The organism is Paenibacillus sp. 453mf, from assembly GCF_900116105.1.
GTDB classification, from domain to species: Bacteria; Bacillota; Bacilli; order Paenibacillales; family Paenibacillaceae; genus Paenibacillus; species Paenibacillus provencensis.
The window spans coordinates 2,144,481-2,166,971 of the sequence record NZ_FPAC01000001.1 but is presented as its reverse complement, the minus strand read 5'-3'; the positions used below and the strand labels follow the sequence as shown (position 1 = coordinate 2,166,971).

Genomic DNA, 22,491 nt, shown 5'->3' with positions numbered 1-22,491 from the left:
TCGATTAAAACGCCCAATTTCCTTTGAGGAAGATCGGTTCTTCCTTTCCGTCAGCTGTGATGCCATAAATGTCCATCTCACCAGAGCCAATCATGAAATCCACATGAGTTAGGCTGGTATTCAGTCCGGCAGCAGCAATTTGCTCCTGATCCATTTCTTTGCCGCCTTCGAGACAGAAGGCATACGCGCTTCCGATTGCAAGGTGATTACTCGCATTCTCGTCAAACAAGGTATTGTAGAACAGAATGTTCGTGTCCGAGATCGGAGATTTATGCGGTACAAGTGCGACTTCACCAAGGTAGTGAGAGCCTTCATCAATCTCTACCAGGTTTTGCAGTGCTTCAAGTCCTTCTTCGGCAGTTACGTTAACGATTCTTCCGTTCTCGAATGTGAGGGAGAACTTATCGATCAGGTTGCCCCCATAACTGAGTGGTTTGGTGCTGGATACAGTACCATTAACACCGGTCTTGAGCGGTGCAGTGAATACTTCTTCTGTCGGCATATTCGCTACAAAAGTAAAGCCCTTCTCATTGATACTGTCGCCTTGAGCCCAGAGATGTCCTTCCGGAAGCTCAATCGTAAGATCCGTACCCGGCGCTTTGTAGTGCAGCTTCTTATATTTCTTCTCGTTAAGGGTTTTAGACTTGCTCTCAAGTGTGGAGAGATGTGACTGCCAAGCAGCTACCGGATCGGCTTCGCCAATACGCACGGTTTGGAAGATAGCGTCCCATAACAGCGATACTTGTTCTTCTTGTGGAGCATCAGGGAACACTTTAGCTGCCCATTCTGGAGAAGGTACGGCAACGAGACACCAGCTGAATTTGTCAGCCTGCTGATAAGCGCGGTACTTGGCCATGGCTTTGCCGCGGGCTTTTTGAGAGGCGACGATTCGTTCCTGCTTGACTCCCTTTAGCAGGTCTGGATTTTCAGACAAGATATGTAACACGGCTGCGCCTTGCTCAACGAGCTCTGTCATCTCTCCGGCATACCATTTCGGCTCTTTCGAGAATACTTCATCAGCAGCAAGATCGTACTGCATCCGGGTAATCTGCTCATCATTCCATTGGACCTTGACCAGGGCCGCTCCGGCATCATAGGCTTCCTTGACGATCAGACGAACGAAATCCTTGGATTCGACCGGGGCATGAACGATCAGGGTTTGGCCTGGCTGAATGTTGATGCCAACTTCTACAGTAAGCTCAGCATAAGCTTTTAATTTGTGTGCAAAATCATTCATTTAATAATCCTCCAATACACGCTTGTACATACACAGCGCAATAATAATTTACCTATGGTAAAAAAGATGGGTGAAACGCATACCCAGTTTAACGTAAACGGGTTGCTTTCGTATATCTATTTTATTATTGTACAATATACGTGGTATTCATGAAAAAAACCATCAAAAATTTCATTAACAAGCTAAATTCAAAAATAGCAGTCTAATAAGGAGAGAAGAAAAGTGAGTTATAAAGTAATCAGAGCCTCTATGGGTAAGAATGAGGATAACGAATGGCTGGGCAGTACAGTATTTACTATGGATGAGAGTCCAGTGGAATATGAAATTTCTTTCTACAGCAAGAAAGGGAAGGACTGGGATTACAGTCTTCATTTTGCCGGAGAGCCTGGAGAAGAAGAGGAATTTATGAAGCTGGATGCCAGAATTGAAGAAGACGATAATCTGTTCGACGATTTGCTGGATGCGGCGATTGATACGATTCCAGAGTAAGAGAACTCATCAGCCTTATCATATTTTAAGTCTTGGTCAGTTAGTACTTGGTCTATTCCTATGACATGCTGACTATATTTAATAAGGTGAGTTCTCTGTTGTCTAACCATGTATACCTGAAGAAGGCTTGGGGTACTCTATAATCTGGTTACATAAAGGAGCGCATTCCAATATATTAATGGGAGGTATCCGTCATATGGAATCTGACAATCTGATTACTGAGGGCAAGACGGCACTGGAAGAGGTTGCACCCGATATATTGAGTTTGCGCACGTTATTTGTCAATATCTTGTTTGTAGGCTTGCCGGGTGCTAGACAATGGGTACTGATTGATACAGGTCTTGCAGGCTTTGCGAGCGACATTATCCATATTGCTGAGGAGCGGTTTATGGGGCCGCCGACGGCGATCATCTTGACGCATGGCCATTTTGACCACGTAGGCAATGTTATAGAACTGGTGCAGCATTGGGGAGCTCCTGTGTATGCCCACCCTATGGAACTTCCCTTTCTGACCGGAGTAAGTGATTATCCTCCTGCGGACCCGTCAGCGAGCGGAGGACTCCTTGCCAAGCTTTCTTTTGCATATCCGAATGAAGCCATTCATCTGGACGATCGGGTGGCTGAGCTGCCCACAGATCATTCCATTCCCGGAGCGCCGGATTGGCGCTGGATTCATACGCCAGGACATTCACCGGGACATGTTTCGTTGTTTCGAGACTTGGATCATGCTCTTATTGCAGGGGATGCAGTCATTACCGTTCAGCAAGAGTCACTATGGCATGTATTGTTTCAGGATAAGGAACTGAATGGACCCCCTGCTTATTTCACAACGGATTGGGATCAAGCGAAACGCTCTGTAGAGAGCTTGACCCGACTACAGCCGGATCTGCTCGTTACGGGTCATGGTCATGTAATGAAAGGCGCCCAAATGAGTGATCAGCTCGAAAGGCTGGCCCGTAATTTTGAGATTCTGGCTGTGCCTAAACACGGGAGATATGTGTAACAGGAATTGGCTGATTGGTTTAATAAAGCTTTAGCGAAGATTGCGGCCTCGATATATGTGGGGCTGCAATCTTTTTTTCGTTTGGAGCCGATGGATTGTTCTTTTTAGAATTTATGCAAATTCTCGTGTGTAAAGGTGCAACTGCTCTTCTGTCCACGATAGAATTTTTTTGAATAACATGGTATATTCGTTCAGTAGGTAAACCAATTTCAAGTTTGAAATTGATTCAGGGTACTAGTTCAATACTAGATATGAAAGCGCTACATAATAGGAGGAATGATGAGAGAATGGCATTAGAACAAATTTATTCCGCAATTGAAGGCGTGTATGGTGGGCTAGCTGCAATCAAGCTGAAGCACGGTGCATATGAAGCTGCGCTCATTCCAGAAATCGGAGGCAATCTCGTCTCTTTTCGAGATGTAGAGCGTAATCATCATTATCTCAGAGAGCCCGGGGAAGATCATGTGGAGGAATTGAAAGCGAATCCTGGCATTTATGGTATCCCTGTACTATTCCCGCCGAATCGATATGAGGACGGAAAGTTTCCATGGAACGGTGAGGTATATCAGCTTCCCGTAAATGAAGAAGCGACGGGGAATCATCTGCACGGATTTTTGCACTACATCCCTTGGAATGTAGTCAGTTATGGTGCGAATGATCAGGAGAGTTATGTCATTGTTGAACAGGTGGTTAGAGAGGGCCATGAGTACTATCAATACCTCCCGTTTGAATATACGATTCGTTTGCGCTATACACTGAGCAGAGCAGGTCTGCAGCAGCAGATTACGATTCAAAATGAAGGTCAGACATCCATGCCGGGTCTTCTTGCATTCCATACAGCCATTAATGCGCCGTTTGAACCGAACAGCACAGCGGCCGATTATATAGCCAAAGCTACCATTGGTCAGCGAGTAGAGCTGAATGAACGCAATCTTCCTACAGGCAGCACACAGCCGTTGACCGACGATGAAGTGCTGCTGAAGACGGAAGGAGTCAGCCCTTATTTTGCATCGATGGACAACCACTACACCGCAGAACCTCAGAACGGACGCAATTACATGGAGCTGACGAATAGGAAGTCCGGAACCAAGCTCGTTTATGATGTAGGCACGTCTTACAAGCACTGGATGATCTGGAACAACAATGCGTGTGAGCAGTTCTTCTGTCCTGAACCTCAAATGAACCTGGTTAATGCTCCCAATGTATCAGGACGCTCTGCAGAGGAGATTGGACTTGTTTCACTTGAACCGGGAGAGATCTTTGAGGAGACAAGCCGTCTGTATATTGTGAATCCAAAGTAACGCCCGATTTATATGTCAAGATGATAAAACATCCTATATCATATGCCTAAGGAGGAGTTGCAAGTGGAATATCGCATTGAGAAAGACACATTGGGTGAAATGAAGGTGCCTGCTGACCGATTATGGGGCGCACAAACACAGCGCAGCAAGGAGAACTTTCCGATCGGGCAAGAGAAGATGCCAATAGAAGTGATCCGGGCTTTTGCCATATTGAAAAAAAGTGCGGCTGAGAGCAACTTGAAGCTTGGTAAATTGTCTGAAGACAAAGCAGCGGCGATTCGTTATGCAGCGGATGAGATTCTTGCGGGGCGCATTGATGATCATTTCCCATTGGTTGTGTGGCAGACCGGAAGCGGTACACAATCCAACATGAACACAAACGAAGTAATTGCCAATCTAGGTAATAAGTGGCTTGCTGAGCAGGGCAAAGAGGAAAGGCTTCATCCGAATGACCATGTGAATATGTCTCAGAGCTCTAATGACACGTTCCCAACAGCACTACACGTCGCAGGTGTATTGGCAGTGGAAGATCAGCTCCTTCCTGCCATCTCCGTGCTTAAAGAAACATTCCGCAATAAAGCGGAACAGTTTCAGGACATTATCAAGATAGGCCGAACTCATTTGCAGGATGCAACTCCAATAACATTAGGTCAAGAAATAAGCGGCTGGGAAGCGATGCTGGCAAAGAGCGAGCGAATGATCAAGACCAGTGTTGAATCCATGAAAGAGCTGGCCATCGGCGGAACAGCTGTTGGTACGGGTATTAATGCTCATCCTAAATTTGGTGAAATGACAGCTGCCGAAATAAGCAGCATTACGGGTAAAGATTTTGTCTCAGCTCCGAATAAATTCCATGCCCTGACGAGTCATGATGAAGTCGTATATACTCATGGTGCAGTTAAGGCTTTAGCGGCTGATCTGATGAAGATTGCTAATGATGTTCGCTGGCTTGCGAGCGGTCCGCGCAGTGGGCTTGGTGAAATTACGATTCCTGAGAATGAGCCGGGCAGCTCGATCATGCCAGGTAAAGTGAACCCGACACAGAGCGAAGCGCTGACCATGGTTGTAACTCAGGTTATGGGGAATGATGCGGCAATTGGTTTTGCTGCAAGCCAAGGAAATTTTGAGCTGAATGTATTTAAGCCGGTCATTATCTATAATTTCTTGCAGTCTGTTCAATTGCTGGCGGACTCGATTATTGCATTCAATGACAAATGTGCAATCGGAATCGAACCGAACCGTTCACAGATTGAACATAATCTGAATAACTCACTAATGCTGGTGACCGCGCTTAATCCACACATCGGATATGAGAACGCGGCGAGCATTGCCAAGCTGGCGCATAAGAAAGGCCTCTCCTTAAAGGAAGCAGCTCTGGAAACAGGACTGCTGACAGAAGAACAGTTCGAGGAGTATGTCGTTCCAGCCAAAATGATCGCACCAAAAGCATAATCATTGATATCATCGAACCAAAGCCAGAGAATTGTTCTCTGGCTTTTTTTGCATGGGAACAGGAGAAGATTTAGAAAATAGTAATTGACAAATCGTAAAGATTACGATAAATTAATTTCTGTTGTTCGTAATAGTTACGAAATGGCATAACACGAACTGCTACAGATACAATGCATTAATAAGGAGGTATCTTACGCAGTCACCTCTTATACATAACGCACGATCTGTTCAATAGGATAGTAGGTCAATAAGCGTGCTGCAGTTCCCAATTATAATACCGATACTAAAAGGAGAATCATTCTATGAAACCGAAACAGAGCAATTTGAATCATCTGAATTCTAATAAATACAAAACTAATACAAGAACTTACCTTCTTAAGATAAGTATGTTGTTAATATGTATTTGTTTGATCAGTGCTTGTTCTTCCACCTCACAAAGCAGCAGCGAGGGAGACAAACATCTCCATTTTCTATACAATTTTTCAACGAACTCGTTAGATCCTCATGTGGATTCAAGCTACGTTCCTTTAAGAGCGGGAATCACAGAAACTCTAGTGCGTCTTGATGAAGAAAATCTGACTGTTGCTCCCTGGCTTGCTGAAAGCTGGGAAGGCGAGGATGGTCAGCATTGGACAATTAAGCTAAGAGAAAATATTAAGTTTCACAATGGTAATCCAATGGATGCAGCAGCAGTGAAGGCTTCCCTTGAGCGGGCAATGAATGAAAATGTTGCAATACAGAATGCACTTAAAATAGATACAATCAAAGCTGAAGGATACCTACTCGAGATTACAACCAAAGAGCCATTCCCAGAGTTTGTATCTGAACTAGTAAATCCTAATGTCTCGATCATTGATGTAACAGAGACAGATTTTATTAACAATCCTGTAGGAACCGGCCCATTTGTATTACAATCCTTTGCTCCAGGCAGCAAGCTTGAGCTAGAGCGCTTTGAGGGTTATTGGGATGGTGCTTCAAAGCTAGATTCTGTTACGTTTTCGTTTAATGAGGATGCTAATGCCAGAACACTAGCTTTGCAATCCGGTCAAGTTGATATTGTGTATCGTCCGGAGACGGAAAGTTTAGAATCACTTGAGGCTCAGGGTGGAATTAAAGTTGAGTCTACTGCAACATTCCGTGTTCATCAGATGACAATGAATATGGAGCGAGAGAGTCTTCAGGATATCAATGTGCGACGTGCCGTAGATGCCCTGATTAATCGCCAAAAGCTTGTCGATAGTATTTTATTAGGTCATGCAGAACCAGCCGTTGGACCATTTTTACCGTCACTGCCTTTTGCCCCAACCTACGAACCAAGTGAAACAGGAGCAGAAATCGCGGTCGAGCATTTGAAAAAAGCGGGATATTCTCTCGTTGATGGTGTTATGCAAAAAGACGGTGAACCGCTTAAATTCACCCTGCTAACCTATAGTGCAAGAGCGGACTTGCCGTTAATAGCTCAAGTGTTTCAATCTGACGCCAAACAAATAGGAATTGAGGTTGAAATTCGTCAAATCGATGTTCCTGAGGAATATATGGCTTCAAACCGAGATTGGGATCTTGCGACATATAGTAATCTTACAGCCCCTCGGGGGGACGCTGGGTACTATCTAAATGCAACCTATCATCCTACTGGCGCCCTCAACTTTAGCGGTACTGAGGAGCCTGAGCTGACGGCTATTATTGATGAACTTAACCGAACGGTCAATCAGGAAGAACGTGCGGCATTGGCAGAGCAAGCTGCTGACTATGTCCACGAGAATGTGATAAATTCGTTTGTACTGCACCCTTCGACGATCGTTGCCTACAACGAAGATAAAGTGAAAAATTGGGTGACTACTCGGAGTGAATACTACATGATTACAAACAAGTTGGATGTGAATTAAATGCTTCGAATTCTAGCTCGAAAATTATCCGAGATATTATTCTTTTTATTATTTATTACATTTATCAGCTTTTTATTTATTCGGCTTGCACCTGGCGATCCGGTACTCACCATCCTCAATGTGGATGAATTATCTGTAAGCCAGGAGCAGGTTGACGCTTTACGAGAGGAAATGGGATTTAATGAACCGCTGCTTGTTCAATACGGACAATGGCTGCTTAATTTCATACAGCTTGATTTCGGCAACTCCTATATTACCGGTCAACCCGTAATGGAGGTCATTCTAACCGGTGTTCCGGCAACACTAGAATTAGCTGTTGGAGCCTTGATTGTAATGCTGATTGTTGCCATTCCTCTGGGTTCTCTATCGGCACTTTACCGGAATAGCTGGATTGACCATTTAAGTCGGGTTCTCTCCATTCTTGGAGCAGCTGTTCCTAGTTTTTGGTTGGGTCTCATCTTCATTGATTTGTTTGGTGTACGTCTTCACTGGCTTCCGACCATGGGAAGAGACGGCTGGATCACTCTGATCCTGCCTTCACTAACTCTCGGTCTAGCTATCTCTAGCGTATATGTACGCCTGCTTCGTTCGAGCTTGCTAGAGTCGCTCAGCCAGGATTTTATCCGTGCAGCAAGAGGGCGTGGATTGTCGGAGCTGAGAATATTTTTTATGCATGCATTTCGCCATAGTCTCCCTCCAGTCATCACTTTTTTCGGAGTTAGTCTCGGAAGTCTGATTGGAGGAGTTGTCGTTATTGAAGTATTATTTGCCTATCCAGGGGTTGGTAAGCTTGTTGTGGATGCGATACGTCAGCGTGATTATCCCTTAATTCAAGGTTACATTTTAATTATGGCGGTCACTGTATTTATTGTGAATACATTCGTGGATTTATCTTATCGTTATTTAAATCCTGAAATGAAGCTTAAAGAAAGGGAGACTTACTAATGAAAGGCTTGACTCTACAATTGCCAAGATCTAAAAAGCGTGTGTGGCAAGGGGGAGTAGCAATAGTGAGCTTACTCCTCATCCTTTTTCTTACCATCTATGCTTTCTTATTCTTACGGCATGATCCTACATTAACCAACCTGGATCAGCGTCTACAGGGAATGAGTCTACAGCATCCATTTGGTACAGATCAGCTTGGCAGGGATGTTCTTACCCGGATATTACTAGGTGCTCAGCAAACGATTGGATTCAGCCTCCTCGCATTATTGGTTTCCCTTTTGATCGGAATTCCTTTTGGACTTATTTCAGGATTTAAACGTGGAATGGTTGATCGTATTTTTATGCGGATAGCTGATGGATTTCTAGCTTTACCAGACACGATTGTCGCTATTGTCCTTAGTGGATTGCTCGGCGCAGGCATTAACAACCTTGTTCTTGCAATTGTTATGGTAAAATGGGTAAGCTACGCTCGCCTCGTAAGAAGTACAGTATTATCCGAGTCTCAAAAAGATTATATTCTCATTGCTAAAACGAATGGGCTGTCATCATCCAAAATCATGCGTAAGCATCTGTTCCCTCACATTGTGGGACATGTTCTCGTCCTTGCTAGTCTTGATTTGGGTAAGATCATTTTGCTTATTTCTGCTTTTTCTTATATCGGACTCGGAGCTCAGCCTCCTATTCCGGAATGGGGAGCTATGTTAAATGATTCACGGCCTTATTTCCAATCCAAACCAGAGCTTATGCTGTTTCCTGGTTTATCGATTGTACTTGCGGTACTGCTAACCAATATGCTCGGCGACTATTTGCGCGACTATTTCGACGTGAAGAAAGAGGTGGGATAATATGCTTTCGATTAAGCAAGTTTCAGTAAGCAGCAAAGAAAAGAAGCTTGTCGATCATGTATCCCTTTCTATCCGTGAGGGGGAATGGTTTGCACTAGTTGGTCAAAGCGGGAGTGGAAAAACTTTGCTCTCTCATGCAATTGGTCGAATGCTTCCGGCTAACTTGCAGGTACATGGGAATATTCATTTTAAACAACAGGATCTTATGTCTTTGACAAATAGAGAGATGAGATCCCTTCGGGGTAAGAAAATATCATATATTTTTCAAGATTATCAAGGCTCCTTCACTCCATTTAGAACCATCGGGCAGCACTTTGAAGAATATCAGAAGATTCATGGAATTTCAGATGCATCCACTCGGATGAATAACACCTTGGAAGCACTAAATTCTGTTGGTTTAAATGGTTCTCTCTTGAAGCGATATCCATTTCAATTAAGCGGTGGGCAGCTTCAACGTGTATCTATTGCAACAGCACTTCTGCTGTCACCAGATTTAATTATTGCGGATGAAATTACTACGGCACTTGATAGTATCTCTGGACATAAAATTCTTGAATTGCTGGCAAGACGACAAAAAGAGATCGGATTCGCCATACTATTTATTACACACGATTGGCGTCATGTCAGACGATATGCGAACCATCTAGCTGTGATGAAGGAAGGGCAGATCATTGAATCAGGTAAGAAAGACCAGATCCTTTTTGAACCACAGCATGCATATACTAAAGAACTAATCAAGGCCGCTCCGACACTTCAGCGCAGCGTTTCTAATCACTTGCAGGAGGGGGTCATCATATGAAGCTGCTTACTGTTAAACAATTAACTAAATCTTATGAGGGAGAAAAAACGGCAGTAGACAACATCTCTTTTGAGCTGAATCAGGGGGAATGTTTAGGCTTGGTTGGTGAAAGCGGTTGTGGTAAAAGTACGCTTGCCCGCTGTTTGCTTCGAATTGAACCAATCAGCGATGGTTCAATCTATTTCAAGGATGAAGCTATTGAGAATCTTAATGAACGCAAGCTGCAGCCTTTTCGGCAAAAGATGCAGATCGTTTTTCAAAACCCTTCTGCTGCTTTGAATCCAAAAATAAAAGTAAAAGATTCGCTAATAGATCCTTACGAGCAATATCATAAAAAGCTTAATCTTCAGCATTTTACCTATACTTCTAAGGAAGCCTATGTTAAGCAGCTTCTCGAAGCAGTCGAATTACCTGAGAAGCTTGCCAATCAGTATCCGCATGAATTGAGTGGCGGACAGCGTCAGCGTGTGACCATTGCACGTGCCATAAGTATCGAACCGGAGTTGATTGTATTAGATGAACCTACCGCAAGTCTTGATGTCATCTCTCAAGGTGCGGTTCTTTCTTTATTGACAGAACTCCGCCAGACCTTAAATCTGTCTTACCTATTTATCTCTCACGATTTAGCTGCTGTGGCCCAAATGAGTCAACGTATTATGGTAATGAGAGAAGGGAAAATTGTTGATCATTTCGGTCTTGATCGGTTGTTCTCTGAGGAACGACATGACTATACTAAAGAGCTGATTTCAATTTTTTAAGGTCTTTTATGTGTAAAGGAGGAAGACAGGCACTTGAGTCAGCTTAAGCCTCTTTCGATATCATTTATTCGTTTTTATATTTTAGCGTTTCTATTCTTTGCAGCTAATTCCTTACTGACCATTATTCTGCCGCTTCAAAGTGAAGCCGAAGGCATCGGACAAGCCGAAATAGGTCTTATGATGGGGGCATACATGCTGACATGTATGTTTCTGCGTCCCTATGCGGGACAGCTCATGGGAAAATATGGACCTTTGGCTGTAATGAGAGGCTTGTTGCTTGTTCACGTTCTATGTCTCGTCTTGTATACCTTCAGTGGAGCAGAAGGGTTTATATGGCTGCGAGCGCTGCAAGGAGCAGGAACGGCTTTCTTCTCCATGACGATGCAGACAGGCATTGTTGAACAGCTTGCAGACAAAGACCGTGCTCAGGGCATGTCCATGTACACACTCTTCACCATGGTTCCCTCTTTGTTTGTACCCATCGTAGCAATGGAGGTATGGGAGAGCGGAATGGGCTGGATCTATACACTCGTTGTCATCTCTATCGGGGCACTAACCCTTTTGGTCGGCTTCAGCGTTTCACTTCCAAAGCAGACGAAACACAAGAAATCTTATACGTTAACAGAGATGTTTAAGTCATTTGGGATGATTGGAAAGAGCAGACCGCTTCTGGTCAGTTCAATCGTCATGCTTCTAGGGTCTTGTATCTTTGGAGCGACGGCAACCTTTCTTCCGCTATACATGGTGTCAAGTGGAGCAGGCAGTGCCGGTCTGTATCTTATGATTCAAGGTATTGTCGTTGTCGGCTGCAGATTTGTACTGCGCAAAAAGATCCCTTCTGATGGAAGCTGGAATACGGCTCTGATCTCATCCATGCTTCTATGTGCCGCCGCAGGATCGCTACTGCTCGTGCTGATGGATTCAATTGGAGGCTTAGTATACATCTCTGCCATCTTTAACGGAATTGCTGTTGCACTGCTTTATCCGACACTGACGACATATTTGTCTTTTGTGCTGCCTGTGGAATCAAGATACGTACTAATGGGGCTATTCATGTCCTCGTATGACCTTGGGTATTCTTTAGGCGGGCTCGTTATGGGGATTGTAATCCAGTCTCTATCTTACCAAGCGATGTTTGCTGTTTGTACGGTACTGGCACTTGCAGCAGTGCTTGTGGTAGGGGTCAGCAAGAAGCAAATGGAGAAGACTCCGAAGAACTCATCTCTAAGTGTATAGAGGAGAGCAGATATATATAGGGTTCGAAAAACACAGATAACGGTATCCTAGATACGATACGGTTATCTGTGTTTTTTTATTTTGAGGACATATGTCCTTTTCTAATGCTTCACCGTGTTATTTAATAGTAACAGTCAGCTTCAACAAAGTAAGCTACACGTAACGACGAAAGGGGAACACGGCAAGTGAAAGGTATTTTATATGCAGCATTGGGAGGAGCCTGTATTACACTGCAAGGAATCGCCAACGCAAAGATCAGTACCGATGTAGGGACATGGCAGGCTGCAACCATTACACAGCTAACTGGATTTATTCTAGCTTTATTCATTCTTATGCTCATACGTGATCGGAGCTGGAAAGAGCTGAAGAATGTGAAGCCGCTCTATATAACCGGTGGAGCTATGGGGGCGATTATCATTTTTAGTGAAGTATCTGCCATTCAACAGGTAGGGGTTACGTTGACCATATCAGCACTGCTGATTGCCCAGCTTAGTCTTACTTATCTTGTTGATACAAACGGGTGGTTTGGTGTGATGAAACGGAAAATTACGCTTCCCGGCTTAATAGGCATAGCGATGATGATATCGGGTGTCATCATATTAAAGCTGTAAAGCAGAAAGGAAATTATATTATTATGGCACTTGGAATTATATTGGCTCTGGTTGCCGGAGCATTCGTAAGTCTGCAGGTGATCTTTAATAGCAAAATGAACGAGCACACCGGCTCTTGGCTGACAACTACCATTGTGCTGGGACTTGGAGCGATCGCTGCCTTGACTGCCAGCCTCATCTTTGAAGGGGCAGATACGTTCGAGCTTCAGCATATGAAGCCTTGGTACTGGTTCAGTGGAATGATTGGAGTAGCGGTTGTGTATAGCCTCATGCAAGGGGTTAAGCTGCTCGGTCCGACCTTCTCAACGTCGATTACACTCACCTCTCAGCTTGGCTTTGCCGTGCTGTTTGATTCGTTAGGACTGTTCGGACTGGAAAAAATCGATTTTTCAGTAAACAAAATGCTGGGTGTTCTGGTCATCATCGGAGGGATCCTGCTGTTTAAATACGGTGAACGATTGGGGGATAAGAAGAGGGGCAGGGTATCCGAATAACAGTTCTGTTATCCATAGAACCAAAATAAATATAGAACAGGAACGACTCTAGATGTGGATGGAGGGTCGTTCTTTTTTTTGGAGAAAAATATTTATTGTTGTATATTCCCAAAGTGCATTTTGATGTTATAATAGTTAACAATACTCGGTTTAACATTACATAATATGTTAGATATGAAAGAGGTGTGTTCCAATGCAGTTAACGGTAAAAGAAGCCTTATCCATATATCCGCTTTCGGAAGCAAAGCTTGTTGCGGGTGCTGAAGGGACCATGCGGACACTCAAGTCAGTGAATGTCATGGATGCACCTGATATTGCAGATTGGATCAAGTCGGGCGAGATGTTATTCACCACCGCTTTTGTCATGAAGGACAGCGAGGATGATGCGGTTAAGCTGCTGCGCCGGTTGAATGATAGAGGCTGTGCAGGACTCGGTGTAAAGCTGGGCAGATTCTGGCAGAACATTCCTGCACAGATCATTGAGGAAGCGGATGCGCTTCAACTACCGCTGCTTGAACTCCCCTTTCAATTTACTTTTTCAGATCAGATGAATGCCTTGTTTAAGGCCGAATATGAACGGAATACACGAACACTGGAGACCGTTGTAAATAAGCAGAAGCGACTTATGCAGTTTGCGCTTGAACAGGACCAGAAGAACGATGTTTTCTCGAAATTAGCTGCCGTCCTGAATTACCCCATTGCAGTGATCGGTTCCCGTGGCCATATGCTGTATGTTAGCGAAGAAATGAAGGATACGAATATCCAGCAGGGCTGGCCCTTCAAAAATGTAATGCACCGCGTCAAATGGGACCATGGAAGCTGTTATCGTGTGCCTGTTATGCAAAAGGACGAGGATTATGGATTCTTGTTAATTTACACAGATGGGGCGTACGGACTTAAGGCTGAGGAGGAGCTGTTCCAGCAGGCTTCCGAGGTGCTTGCATTTTATATGGATATGACCTATCGGGAGCACATTAATCCCACCGTTCAGGATGAGATTAGAGTAATCGTGAAGCAGTATTTGGACCGCAAGCTGGGCTGTGAAGAGCTGATCCGCAGGTCGGAAGGGCTGGGGGTTCAATTGTTTCAGGATTCGGGGACCTATCAATGTGTGCTGACGACAATCGAGTCTGAGGGATATGTGGAAGGGAAGCTGATCAAGCAGGTGCATCGGGAGCTTCAGTATAATCCGATGATGCAGCTGACTGCATCACACCATATTCAGATGGATGAGGGAATTCTATCCATTTATGCATGTCCGGCGGACAAAGATTACGGTGAAGAGCTCTCTAGGTTTCTAACTTCGCGATTTGAAGATTTGATAGGGGGAAGGAAGCCGGGAGGTGCAGGACCGAGATTCTGGATCAGCAAGATGAAGCATGAGCCCAAATCACTGCGTGAAGCATTCCAGGAGTGCCTCGATACACGGGCGATCGCCAGCCGGTTCGGAATGCAGGATACAGCGCTGCAATTTGAGATGCTCGAATTCGCCTATGTGTTTCAGCATGTTCCTGAATCCATTATGGAGACATACTGCAACAAAGTGCTCGAACCTCTCTTAGTGAAGGATGGAGATCCGACACAGGTGTTAATGAACACTCTTGAAGCGTTTATTGAGAATGACGGACTTATCAATGAGGCTGCGAAGCAGCTCTTTGTGCACCGTAACACCGTGACTTACCGAATGGACAAAATAAGCAGTCTGCTGCAAATGGATTTCAAAAAATCGAATGATCTGCTTAAGCTCAAGCTTGTTTTTACCTTCCGCAAATTTCTTCAGGATCAGGGAGTGCATAAGTAACTGTTGTGAAAATGTAACAATCCATACGTGCATGAGACACAAAGGATATGGCTTGCGTTATTTTATATAACAAAATCGCGTGATTTATATTGTCACATGGCTACTTCGCACACTACAATGCTCATATAAATTCGATCCGGAGGTGAGTCTTTCTGAAATTATCAATAGATGATGTTAACTCTTATACTAAAGAACTGTTCACAGAAGCCTTCGGCACTTTATTCGAACATTCACCTTGGGTTGCAGAGGAGTCGTACAGCAAGAAGCCATTCACTTCGATGGTTCAACTACACGAACAAATGAAGAGCACCGTCGAATCGGCGGATACGGAACGGAAGCTGATCCTTCTGCGAAACCATCCGGATTTGGGAGCCAGAATCGCGATGAGCAATCATTCTGTCCAAGAACAAGCGGGAGCTGGACTTCAAACGTTGTCGGAGGTACAGCACAGTATACTGTCCGAATTGAATCAGAAGTATACGCAGACCTTTGAGTTCCCATTCATCATTGCGGTGAAAGGGAAATCGGCGGACGAGATCATCGCTGCGATCAAAGAACGTGTTCATAACAGCTATGAGACGGAATTTGATACAGCTCTTCGAGAAGTATATCTCATCAGCTGGTACCGGCTTGACGCATGGATGAAAGAACATATGGAAGAGGAGAGGTAATCAAGATGACAAGAGAGCAGCTGGAATCCAGAACGATGTATTACGGCAAGGGAGATGTGTGGGTGTTCCGTTCCTATGCTAAACCGCTCACAGGGATTACGGTCGTTCCTGAATCTCCTTTTCGCGGCAGAGAAAATGTTCTGTTCGGAATGAATATTAAAGTTGCGGTGAAGGGCGAGGATTTTCTTACCTCTTTTACAGAGGGTGACAATTCCCTCGTTGTTGCAACGGATTCAATGAAGAATTTTATATTGAGACATGCCGCTCACTACACCGGAGCTACGGTAGAAGGTTTCTTGGAGTATGCAAGCCGCCGTTTCATTGAGACTTATCCGCAGATGACCGGAGTGCGTATGAACGCTACACAAGTGCCATTCGAAAATGTCCAGATTGGCTCTCCTGATGGCATTGCCCCAAGCGATCTCGTCTTCAAATACTCGCACAACGAAAGTGCAGGAGCGAGTGTAGAGGTAGAGCGAAGCGGCGAGAATATTGAATTAACCTACGCCCAGAGCAGTGTGAAAAATCTACGGCTTATTAAAGTGAAAGGCAGCGGATTTGCAGGTTTTGTCCGCGATGAATATACAACATTACCCGAAACTTCTGACAGACCGCTGTTTATCTTCCTCGATATCCATTGGAAATACAAGAATCCGGCTGACGGACTTGATGATACCCGTCAGAATTACGTTGACGCAGAACAAATCCGCGATATTGCAGCAACCGTTTTTCATGAGAATAACTCTCCATCCATTCAATATCTAATCTATCTTATCGGTCTTCGGATCTTGAAAAACTTCAGTCAGCTGGAAGCAGTATCGTTTGAGTCCAATAACCGTACATGGGAAACGATTGTAGAAACCGTAGATGAAGGTCCTGGTTCCGTATTTACTGAACCGCGCCCACCTTATGGCTTCCAAGGCTTCTCTATGACTCAGGAGGATCTTGCTGCTTATGAGAACAAGCCTCAAGAAGCAGGAAGTGTATAGATGGCAGGCAAACTGACGACCCATGTGTTGGACACAAGCAGAGGTATACCGGGAAGAAGCATGAAAGTTGAGCTCTATTTCATTGAGAGCACAGGTGAAGCGAAATACCTGGTGTCAGCGCTAACGAATGATGACGGAAGAATAGATGCTCCCTTTCTCGAGGAAGAGCTGACAAGCGGAACTTATGAGCTCCGGTTTTATGTGCGAGAGTATTTTGAATCATTTTTGAATGAAACGGGAATCCGCTCGATTTGGGATGTAATTCCGCTGCGATTCTTTGTTGCAAACGGAGAGGAACATTATCATGTCCCGCTGCTGGTTTCACCTGGAGGCTACAGCACTTATAGAGGGAGTTAACATAAGACGGCAGATGCCTCAGCTATAGATAAGCTATGCGTCTTTAAGGGAGGGCTTCTGATGAAATCACATTATGAGATCATTATCCAAGGCGGTCAAGTTGTATTGCCGCATGGAGTAGAGAAGATGGATATCGGCATTAATGACGGAGTCATTATCGCGATTGAGCCGCAATTGATTCCAGATGGGGATACGACGATATATGATGCAGCAGGTCTTGTCGTTATGCCGGGGGCAATCGATGCGCATGTCCACTTCAATGAACCGGGACTGGCTTCATGGGAAGGATTCGAGACAGGCTCTGCATCTCTGGCAGTGGGTGGCATTACAACTTATATAGATATGCCGCTGAATGGTGTGCCTCCGACGACTACAATGCGTGGCTGGGAGCTGAAGGAGGCGCGGGCGAAGGATCACAGTTATGTGGATTATGCTTTTTGGGGTGGTTTGGTTCAAGGTAATCTAGATGAACTAGCACCTCTTGCAAACGCTGGTGCGGCCGGCTTCAAGGCTTTTATGTCTGAGCCGGGTGGTGAAGGGGAAGAAATCTTTACACGTGCGAATGATCAGACCCTGATTAAGGGAATGAAGCGCATTGCCGAGATCGGCGGGGTGTTAGCACTTCATGCTGAGAGTGATGAGATGACCAGCGCATTGTCATACGCCAAGCAATCGCAGGGCTATGTCTCTGCAAGAGATTACCTGGACTCGCGTCCACCCGAAGCGGAGATTGAAGCCGTTCAAAGAGCATTAGTCTATGCCAAAGAGACCGGCTGTCCACTTCACTTTGTACATATTAGTACACGGCGTGCCGTTGAGCTTATACAGACCGCGAAGATGAACGGACTGGATGTCACCGTAGAGACTTGTCCCCATTACCTGGTCTTGAACGAGGAGGACGTGCTTGAACGAGGAGCCATTGCAAAATGTGCGCCTCCGCTGAGAAGCGTTACAGAGCAGGAAGAGCTGTGGGAAGCTATAGAGCGTGAACAGATTGATATCATCGCCTCGGATCATTCACCGTGCCCTCCTTCTATGAAAGAAACCGATAATTTCTTCGAGATCTGGGGAGGTATCGCTGGTGCTCAGAGCACTTTGCTTCTTATGCTTGACGAAGGGTATGTCAAGAGAGGCATTCCACTGACGACAATTGCAAGACTGCTCTCAGCAAATCCAGCGGCAAGATTCGGATTAGCTGGAACCAAGGGAGAAATTCAGATTGGCAAAGATGCAGACTTCGCTATCGTCGATTTCAATCAAGGTTATGTACTTTCCGAGGAGGAAATACGTTACCGCCATCCGCAATCACCCTATCTGAACAGAAGCTTCTCGTGCCGAATTAAAGGTACATTCAGCCGGGGCATTCTAGTCTACAATGATGTTACGGGATTAATAGAGCAGAAGCCGGGAAGATTCCTTCCGGCTGGAGTAAGGAAGACGATTGCAAGCAAAGGAGGAGATATATATGCCTGATTCTGCTGATATTACATCATTGCCGTTGCTTCAGGAAGAAGCGTTCGAGGCATATTCAACTCTTCTACATAAACTGCTGGATGATTTAGAAGAAATGTCCGCCAGTGAGGCGGGAGGCTGCACTAGGCTGCTGTACTCTCCTTCTTGGCTGAAGGCGCAGCATCATTTGGCGAAATTCATGGAGGAACGAGGGCTTGCTGTATCGTTTGATGAAGCTGGTAATCTATATGGATGCTTGCAGGGAACAGAGAACGATGCTCCGCTGTATACCGGATCTCATATTGATACTGTTCAATCTGGCGGCAAGTTTGACGGTGCGCTGGGTGTAGCAGCAGGCATAGCCGCATTGCTGTATTTGAAGGAAAGATACGGAGATCCACATCGTTCATTGGTAGCCTTATCACTTAGCGAAGAAGAAGGCAGTCGATTTCCTTTTGCTTTTTGGGGATCAAGGAGCATAACTGGGCTTAGCTGCTGGAATGTAACCGGAGGACTTAAAGACGCTGACGGAATAACATTGCAGCAGGCTGCTGAAGGAGTGGGGTTTGGACCTGGTTCAGGACACACTTCTGGAATCCTAGCACCTGCTGGTTATGTGGAGCTCCACATTGAGCAGGGCTCGGTACTGGAACGAACGAATACGTCCATTGGCGTCGTGACCGGAATTGTTGGGCAGAAGCGAATTGATATCACGGTTCATGGTGAGGCCAATCATGCAGGCACGACGCCAATGTCTTATCGAAAGGATGCTTTGGCAGGAGCAGCCGAGATGATTAGCGAAGTAAGGAAACTTGCGATAGCTTATGGTGATCCGCTGGTAGCAACCGTCGGCAATGTAGAAGTATTCCCTGGAGCAGTGAATGTGGTACCGGGAACGGTCGAATTTACACTGGATATCAGACATACGGATCAAGTTATCCTTCATGAATTTACAGAGCTCATCTTACAACGAATTCAAGCTATTGCAGATTCATATGAGCTAATTGCCCGTTCAGAGGAGCATCTATCTGTTGAACCGACGCCAATGAATCCAGAATGGGTAGAGAAAACCGTAGATATATGTGAGCAATTAGAGCTCAGTTATCGGAAAATGCCAAGCGGAGCCGGACACGATGCCCAGATATTTGCGAGCATATGCAATGTTGCAATGATCTTTGTGCCCAGCAAGGACGGGATCAGTCACAATCCGCTGGAGTATACGTCACGCGAACAGATCGATCAAGGATTTAAAGTGCTCATAGAGCTGCTGTATCAATACGGCTACAGGGGGAAGACAGATGAAGAAATATAAGGAACTAAACCCTTCACTTCGAACAATCATGACGCCGGGACCTGTGGAGGTAGATCCACGTGTACTCCGAGCCATGTCATTTCCTATATTGGGTCAATTTGATCCCGAATTTACGTCCTTAATGAATGAAACGATGGACTTGGTCAGGGATGTATTTCAAACGAATAATCAGTGGAGTTATCCGGTAGACGGTACGTCCAGATCTGGACTGGAAGCGGTGCTTGTAAGCATTATACAGCCTGGTGATAAAGTGCTGGTTCCGATCTATGGCAGATTCGGACACCTGCTGGTTGAAATTGCGGAACGCTGCGGAGCAGACGTCGTCTATATAGAGACGGAGTGGGGCGGTGTATTTGATCCAGAGACGGTGATCCAAGCGATTCATGAGCATAAGCCAGGTATTGTTGCAATGGTGCATGGAGAGACCTCTACAGGGCAGATGCAGCCACTCGCAGAGATAGGCAGAACTTGCAGAGAGCTTGATATTCTAATTGTTGTTGATGCGGTCGCTACCATTGGCGGCGTACCGGTAGAGACAGATAACTGGATGCTCGATGCTGTTATGGGAGGTACACAGAAGTGTATCTCTGTTCCTTCAGGCATGGCTCCGATTACTTATAATGACCGAATCGAGTATAAGCTCTTGTCACGTAAACGAGTTGAGCGAGGACTAAGAGACCCCGCTAATATTGAACTTGCGAATGATGGACAGATGATTCGAAGCAACTATTTTGATCTGAGCCAGATTCAGGATTACTGGAGTGCTGCAAGGCTGAATCATCACACGGAAGCGACATCCATGCTGTACGCTCTTCATGAAGGACTCAGAATTTTGCTGGAAGAAGGTCTTGAAGCAAGGTTCCTAAGACATGAACTTAATGCCAGAGCTCTCGTGCAAGGAATTAAAGGGATGGGCCTCACATTGTTCGGTAATGAAGAGAGCAAGCTCCCATGCGTAACTTGCATTAATATCCCAGAGGGTGTTGATGGAGAAGTTGTTCGCAGCAGATTGCTACATGAATTCGGAATCGAGATTGCCAGTTCCTTCGGTCCATTGAAAGGGAAAATATGGAGAATTGGAACGATGGGCTTCAGCTGTAATCAGAAAAATGTGCTCCACACCTTGGGAGCTCTGGAGGCTGTCCTCATCCGCGAAGGGTATCGCTTGCCGGCTGGTGAAGCGGTTCAGGCCGCACTGGATGTATACTCTGTGGTTAATAAGGAGGAAATTTCATGCTGAATCAAATGCCTGTAGGTATGGAAGTTATGGTTACCTCACCACATTATCTAGCCAGTAGTGCGGGTGCGAGAATGTTGGCAGATGGCGGTAATGCTTATGATGCAGCGATTGCAGTAAGTGCTGCCCTGGCTGTTGTGTATCCACATATGACTGGACTGGGTGGCGATTCTTTTTTTCTGACTTATAATGCAGAATCAGGGAAGTTATCTGGATACAACGGTTCAGGCCGCTCACCTGGTATGCTGACCAGAGAAATGTTTGAACAAATGCAGCTTAAATCGATTCCGCAGCGCGGCGTGCTGAGTGCGTTGACGGTGCCAGGGATGGTGGATGCCTGGTGGGAAGTTTCTCAGAAGTTCGGAAAGCTCGCGTGGTCCGAGCTGCTCGCTCCTGCAGTCTTCTATGCGGAGAACGGATGTCCGGTATCTCGCAATTTGAGAGAATGGCTGGTCAAGGATGAGGAGTTCATCCGGGCGGATCAAGGACTATCATCCGTATTTTTAAAGGATGGAGAACTGATCGAGGAAGGCGACATTCTTGTTCAGCAAGAGCTGGCAGCATCGCTTAAATTACTGCAAAGCGGCGGGAAGGACGTCTTCTATAAGGGGGCACTTGCGGATCAGATTACGAATGCCGTGAAGAAGGATGGAGGCTTTCTGCAAAAAGAGGATTTTGAGAATCATGCCGGTGAATGGGTAACCCCTGTATCTACAGATTATCGAGGTTTTGATGTATATCAAATGCCTCCGAACTCGCAAGGCTTCTCTGTGCTGATGATGTTGAACATGCTTGAGCATACGGAGCTATCCTCTGTCGAACGCATTTCCAGTACTTATTATCATCTCATGACAGAAGTGACGAAGAAGGCTTTCCGAGATCGTGATCGATATTTAACAGACCCGGATTTTAGAGAGATTCCTCTGGACAAATTATTGTCTAAGCCATATGCCGATAAGCTATGGCAGGAGATCGAACAGCATCCGAATAAGGCGGAGCCGACACTTTCCAAAGCAATGGGTCAGGATACGGCCTATGCAGCGGTTGTGGACCGTGAAGGAAACGCAGTTTCCTTTATTCAAAGCCTCTATTTCGACTTTGGCTCTGGTTATATGGCAGAGGGTACCGGCATCGTCTTGCAGAACAGAGGTTCCTTCTTCTCTCTTGATCCAAGTGAAGCAAATGTACTGGAACCAGCCAAACGCTCCTTCCATACCTTGATGCCTGGAATGGTATTCAAAAACGATAAGCCATACCTGCTGTTGGGGACCCAAGGCGGTGAAGGACAGCCGCAAACCCAGCTGTCACTCCTCACTGCTGTGCTGGATTACAACTTATCCGTTCAAGAAGCCATCGGTCTGCCTCGCTGGGTGTATGGGCGCACTTGGGGAGAAGAAGGGGATGAACTGAAGCTGGAACAGAGATTTGATGATGCCATATTAAGTGAGCTCGAAGAGATGGGACATAAAGTACGTGCCCTCGGTCCATGGGATGATCTGATGGGTCAGGCCCAGGGAATTCTGATTCAAGAGAACGGATTGCGAAGCGGGGCTGCTGATCCGCGCGGCGACGGCGCTGCCATCGGATGGTAAGAGATCAATTGATTTGTGAAGAGC

General features: G+C 45.5%; 21 protein-coding genes. 20 read left to right on the top strand and 1 reads right to left on the bottom strand.

Annotated elements, in window-relative coordinates; genetic code table 11:
* Positions 1-4: 4 nt before the first annotated feature.
* Positions 5-1,237: an aminopeptidase gene (locus BM415_RS10185; RefSeq protein ID WP_091157507.1), complete on the bottom strand. Its 1,233-nt coding sequence runs from the start codon at positions 1,235-1,237 to the stop codon at positions 5-7.
* 222 nt (positions 1,238-1,459) lie between these two features.
* On the opposite strand from BM415_RS10185, the gene BM415_RS10180 reads away from it, so the two are divergent.
* From BM415_RS10180 to ggt, 20 genes are all read left to right on the top strand, one after another.
* Positions 1,460-1,726 carry a hypothetical protein gene (locus BM415_RS10180; RefSeq protein ID WP_244533205.1) on the top strand — a complete coding sequence of 89 codons (267 nt, stop codon included), beginning with the start codon at positions 1,460-1,462 and terminating at the stop codon, positions 1,724-1,726.
* Between the two features lie 196 nt (positions 1,727-1,922).
* Positions 1,923-2,729, top strand: coding sequence for an MBL fold metallo-hydrolase (locus tag BM415_RS10175; RefSeq protein ID WP_091157505.1), 807 nt, complete (start codon positions 1,923-1,925; stop codon positions 2,727-2,729).
* 287 nt (positions 2,730-3,016) lie between these two features.
* Positions 3,017-4,030 (top strand): aldose 1-epimerase, encoded by a 1,014-nt coding sequence (locus tag BM415_RS10170; RefSeq protein WP_091157502.1) that lies wholly within the window; start codon positions 3,017-3,019, stop codon positions 4,028-4,030.
* Between the two features lie 63 nt (positions 4,031-4,093).
* Positions 4,094-5,482 carry a class II fumarate hydratase gene (gene fumC, locus BM415_RS10165; RefSeq protein ID WP_091157500.1) on the top strand — a complete coding sequence of 463 codons (1,389 nt, stop codon included), beginning with the start codon at positions 4,094-4,096 and terminating at the stop codon, positions 5,480-5,482.
* A gap of 386 nt (positions 5,483-5,868) precedes the next feature.
* A complete protein-coding gene (gene nikA, locus BM415_RS10160; protein ID WP_244533279.1) occupies positions 5,869-7,368 on the top strand; it encodes a nickel ABC transporter substrate-binding protein in 1,500 nt (499 codons plus the stop codon).
* The gene (gene nikB / locus BM415_RS10155) at positions 7,369-8,313 is read left to right on the top strand and encodes a nickel ABC transporter permease (protein ID WP_091157496.1); all 945 of its coding nucleotides are present in this window, start codon (positions 7,369-7,371) and stop codon (positions 8,311-8,313) included. It abuts the gene before it with no gap.
* A complete protein-coding gene (gene nikC / locus BM415_RS10150) occupies positions 8,313-9,158 on the top strand; it encodes a nickel transporter permease (protein ID WP_091157493.1) in 846 nt (281 codons plus the stop codon). The genes nikB and nikC overlap by 1 nt, the downstream gene beginning before the upstream one ends.
* 1 nt (position 9,159) lies before the next feature.
* Positions 9,160-9,957, top strand: a complete 798-nt coding sequence (locus BM415_RS10145; RefSeq protein ID WP_091157489.1) for an ABC transporter ATP-binding protein — start codon at positions 9,160-9,162, stop codon at positions 9,955-9,957.
* Positions 9,954-10,715, top strand: a complete 762-nt coding sequence (locus BM415_RS10140) for an ABC transporter ATP-binding protein (RefSeq protein ID WP_091157487.1) — start codon at positions 9,954-9,956, stop codon at positions 10,713-10,715. Before BM415_RS10145 ends, BM415_RS10140 begins: the two co-directional genes overlap by 4 nt.
* Positions 10,716-10,748: 33 nt before the next feature.
* Positions 10,749-11,951 (top strand): staphylopine family metallophore export MFS transporter CntE, encoded by a 1,203-nt coding sequence (locus BM415_RS10135; protein ID WP_091157484.1) that lies wholly within the window; start codon positions 10,749-10,751, stop codon positions 11,949-11,951.
* A 185-nt stretch (positions 11,952-12,136) separates the two neighbouring features.
* Positions 12,137-12,562, top strand: coding sequence for a DMT family transporter (locus BM415_RS10130; RefSeq protein WP_091157482.1), 426 nt, complete (start codon positions 12,137-12,139; stop codon positions 12,560-12,562).
* Between the two features lie 23 nt (positions 12,563-12,585).
* Positions 12,586-13,056 (top strand): DMT family transporter, encoded by a 471-nt coding sequence (locus tag BM415_RS10125; RefSeq protein ID WP_091157478.1) that lies wholly within the window; start codon positions 12,586-12,588, stop codon positions 13,054-13,056.
* A 193-nt stretch (positions 13,057-13,249) separates the two neighbouring features.
* A complete protein-coding gene (locus BM415_RS10120; RefSeq protein WP_091157475.1) occupies positions 13,250-14,857 on the top strand; it encodes a PucR family transcriptional regulator in 1,608 nt (535 codons plus the stop codon).
* Between the two features lie 152 nt (positions 14,858-15,009).
* A complete protein-coding gene (gene uraD / locus BM415_RS10115) occupies positions 15,010-15,528 on the top strand; it encodes a 2-oxo-4-hydroxy-4-carboxy-5-ureidoimidazoline decarboxylase (protein ID WP_091157472.1) in 519 nt (172 codons plus the stop codon).
* Positions 15,529-15,533: 5 nt separating this feature from the next.
* Positions 15,534-16,517, top strand: a complete 984-nt coding sequence (gene pucL, locus BM415_RS10110; protein ID WP_091157469.1) for a factor-independent urate hydroxylase — start codon at positions 15,534-15,536, stop codon at positions 16,515-16,517.
* Positions 16,518-16,874 carry a hydroxyisourate hydrolase gene (uraH, locus tag BM415_RS10105; protein WP_091157467.1) on the top strand — a complete coding sequence of 119 codons (357 nt, stop codon included), beginning with the start codon at positions 16,518-16,520 and terminating at the stop codon, positions 16,872-16,874. It begins immediately after the preceding gene.
* Positions 16,875-16,934: 60 nt separating this feature from the next.
* Positions 16,935-18,347, top strand: a complete 1,413-nt coding sequence (locus BM415_RS10100) for an allantoinase (RefSeq protein WP_091157464.1) — start codon at positions 16,935-16,937, stop codon at positions 18,345-18,347.
* Positions 18,340-19,638, top strand: a complete 1,299-nt coding sequence (locus tag BM415_RS10095; RefSeq protein ID WP_091157461.1) for a M20 family metallo-hydrolase — start codon at positions 18,340-18,342, stop codon at positions 19,636-19,638. Before BM415_RS10100 ends, BM415_RS10095 begins: the two co-directional genes overlap by 8 nt.
* Positions 19,625-20,878: a pyridoxal-phosphate-dependent aminotransferase family protein gene (locus BM415_RS10090; RefSeq protein ID WP_091157458.1), complete on the top strand. Its 1,254-nt coding sequence runs from the start codon at positions 19,625-19,627 to the stop codon at positions 20,876-20,878. The genes BM415_RS10095 and BM415_RS10090 overlap by 14 nt, the downstream gene beginning before the upstream one ends.
* Entirely contained in the window at positions 20,872-22,467 is a 1,596-nt protein-coding gene (ggt, locus tag BM415_RS10085) for a gamma-glutamyltransferase (RefSeq protein WP_091157455.1), read from the top strand. Before BM415_RS10090 ends, ggt begins: the two co-directional genes overlap by 7 nt.
* Positions 22,468-22,491 lie beyond the last annotated feature (24 nt).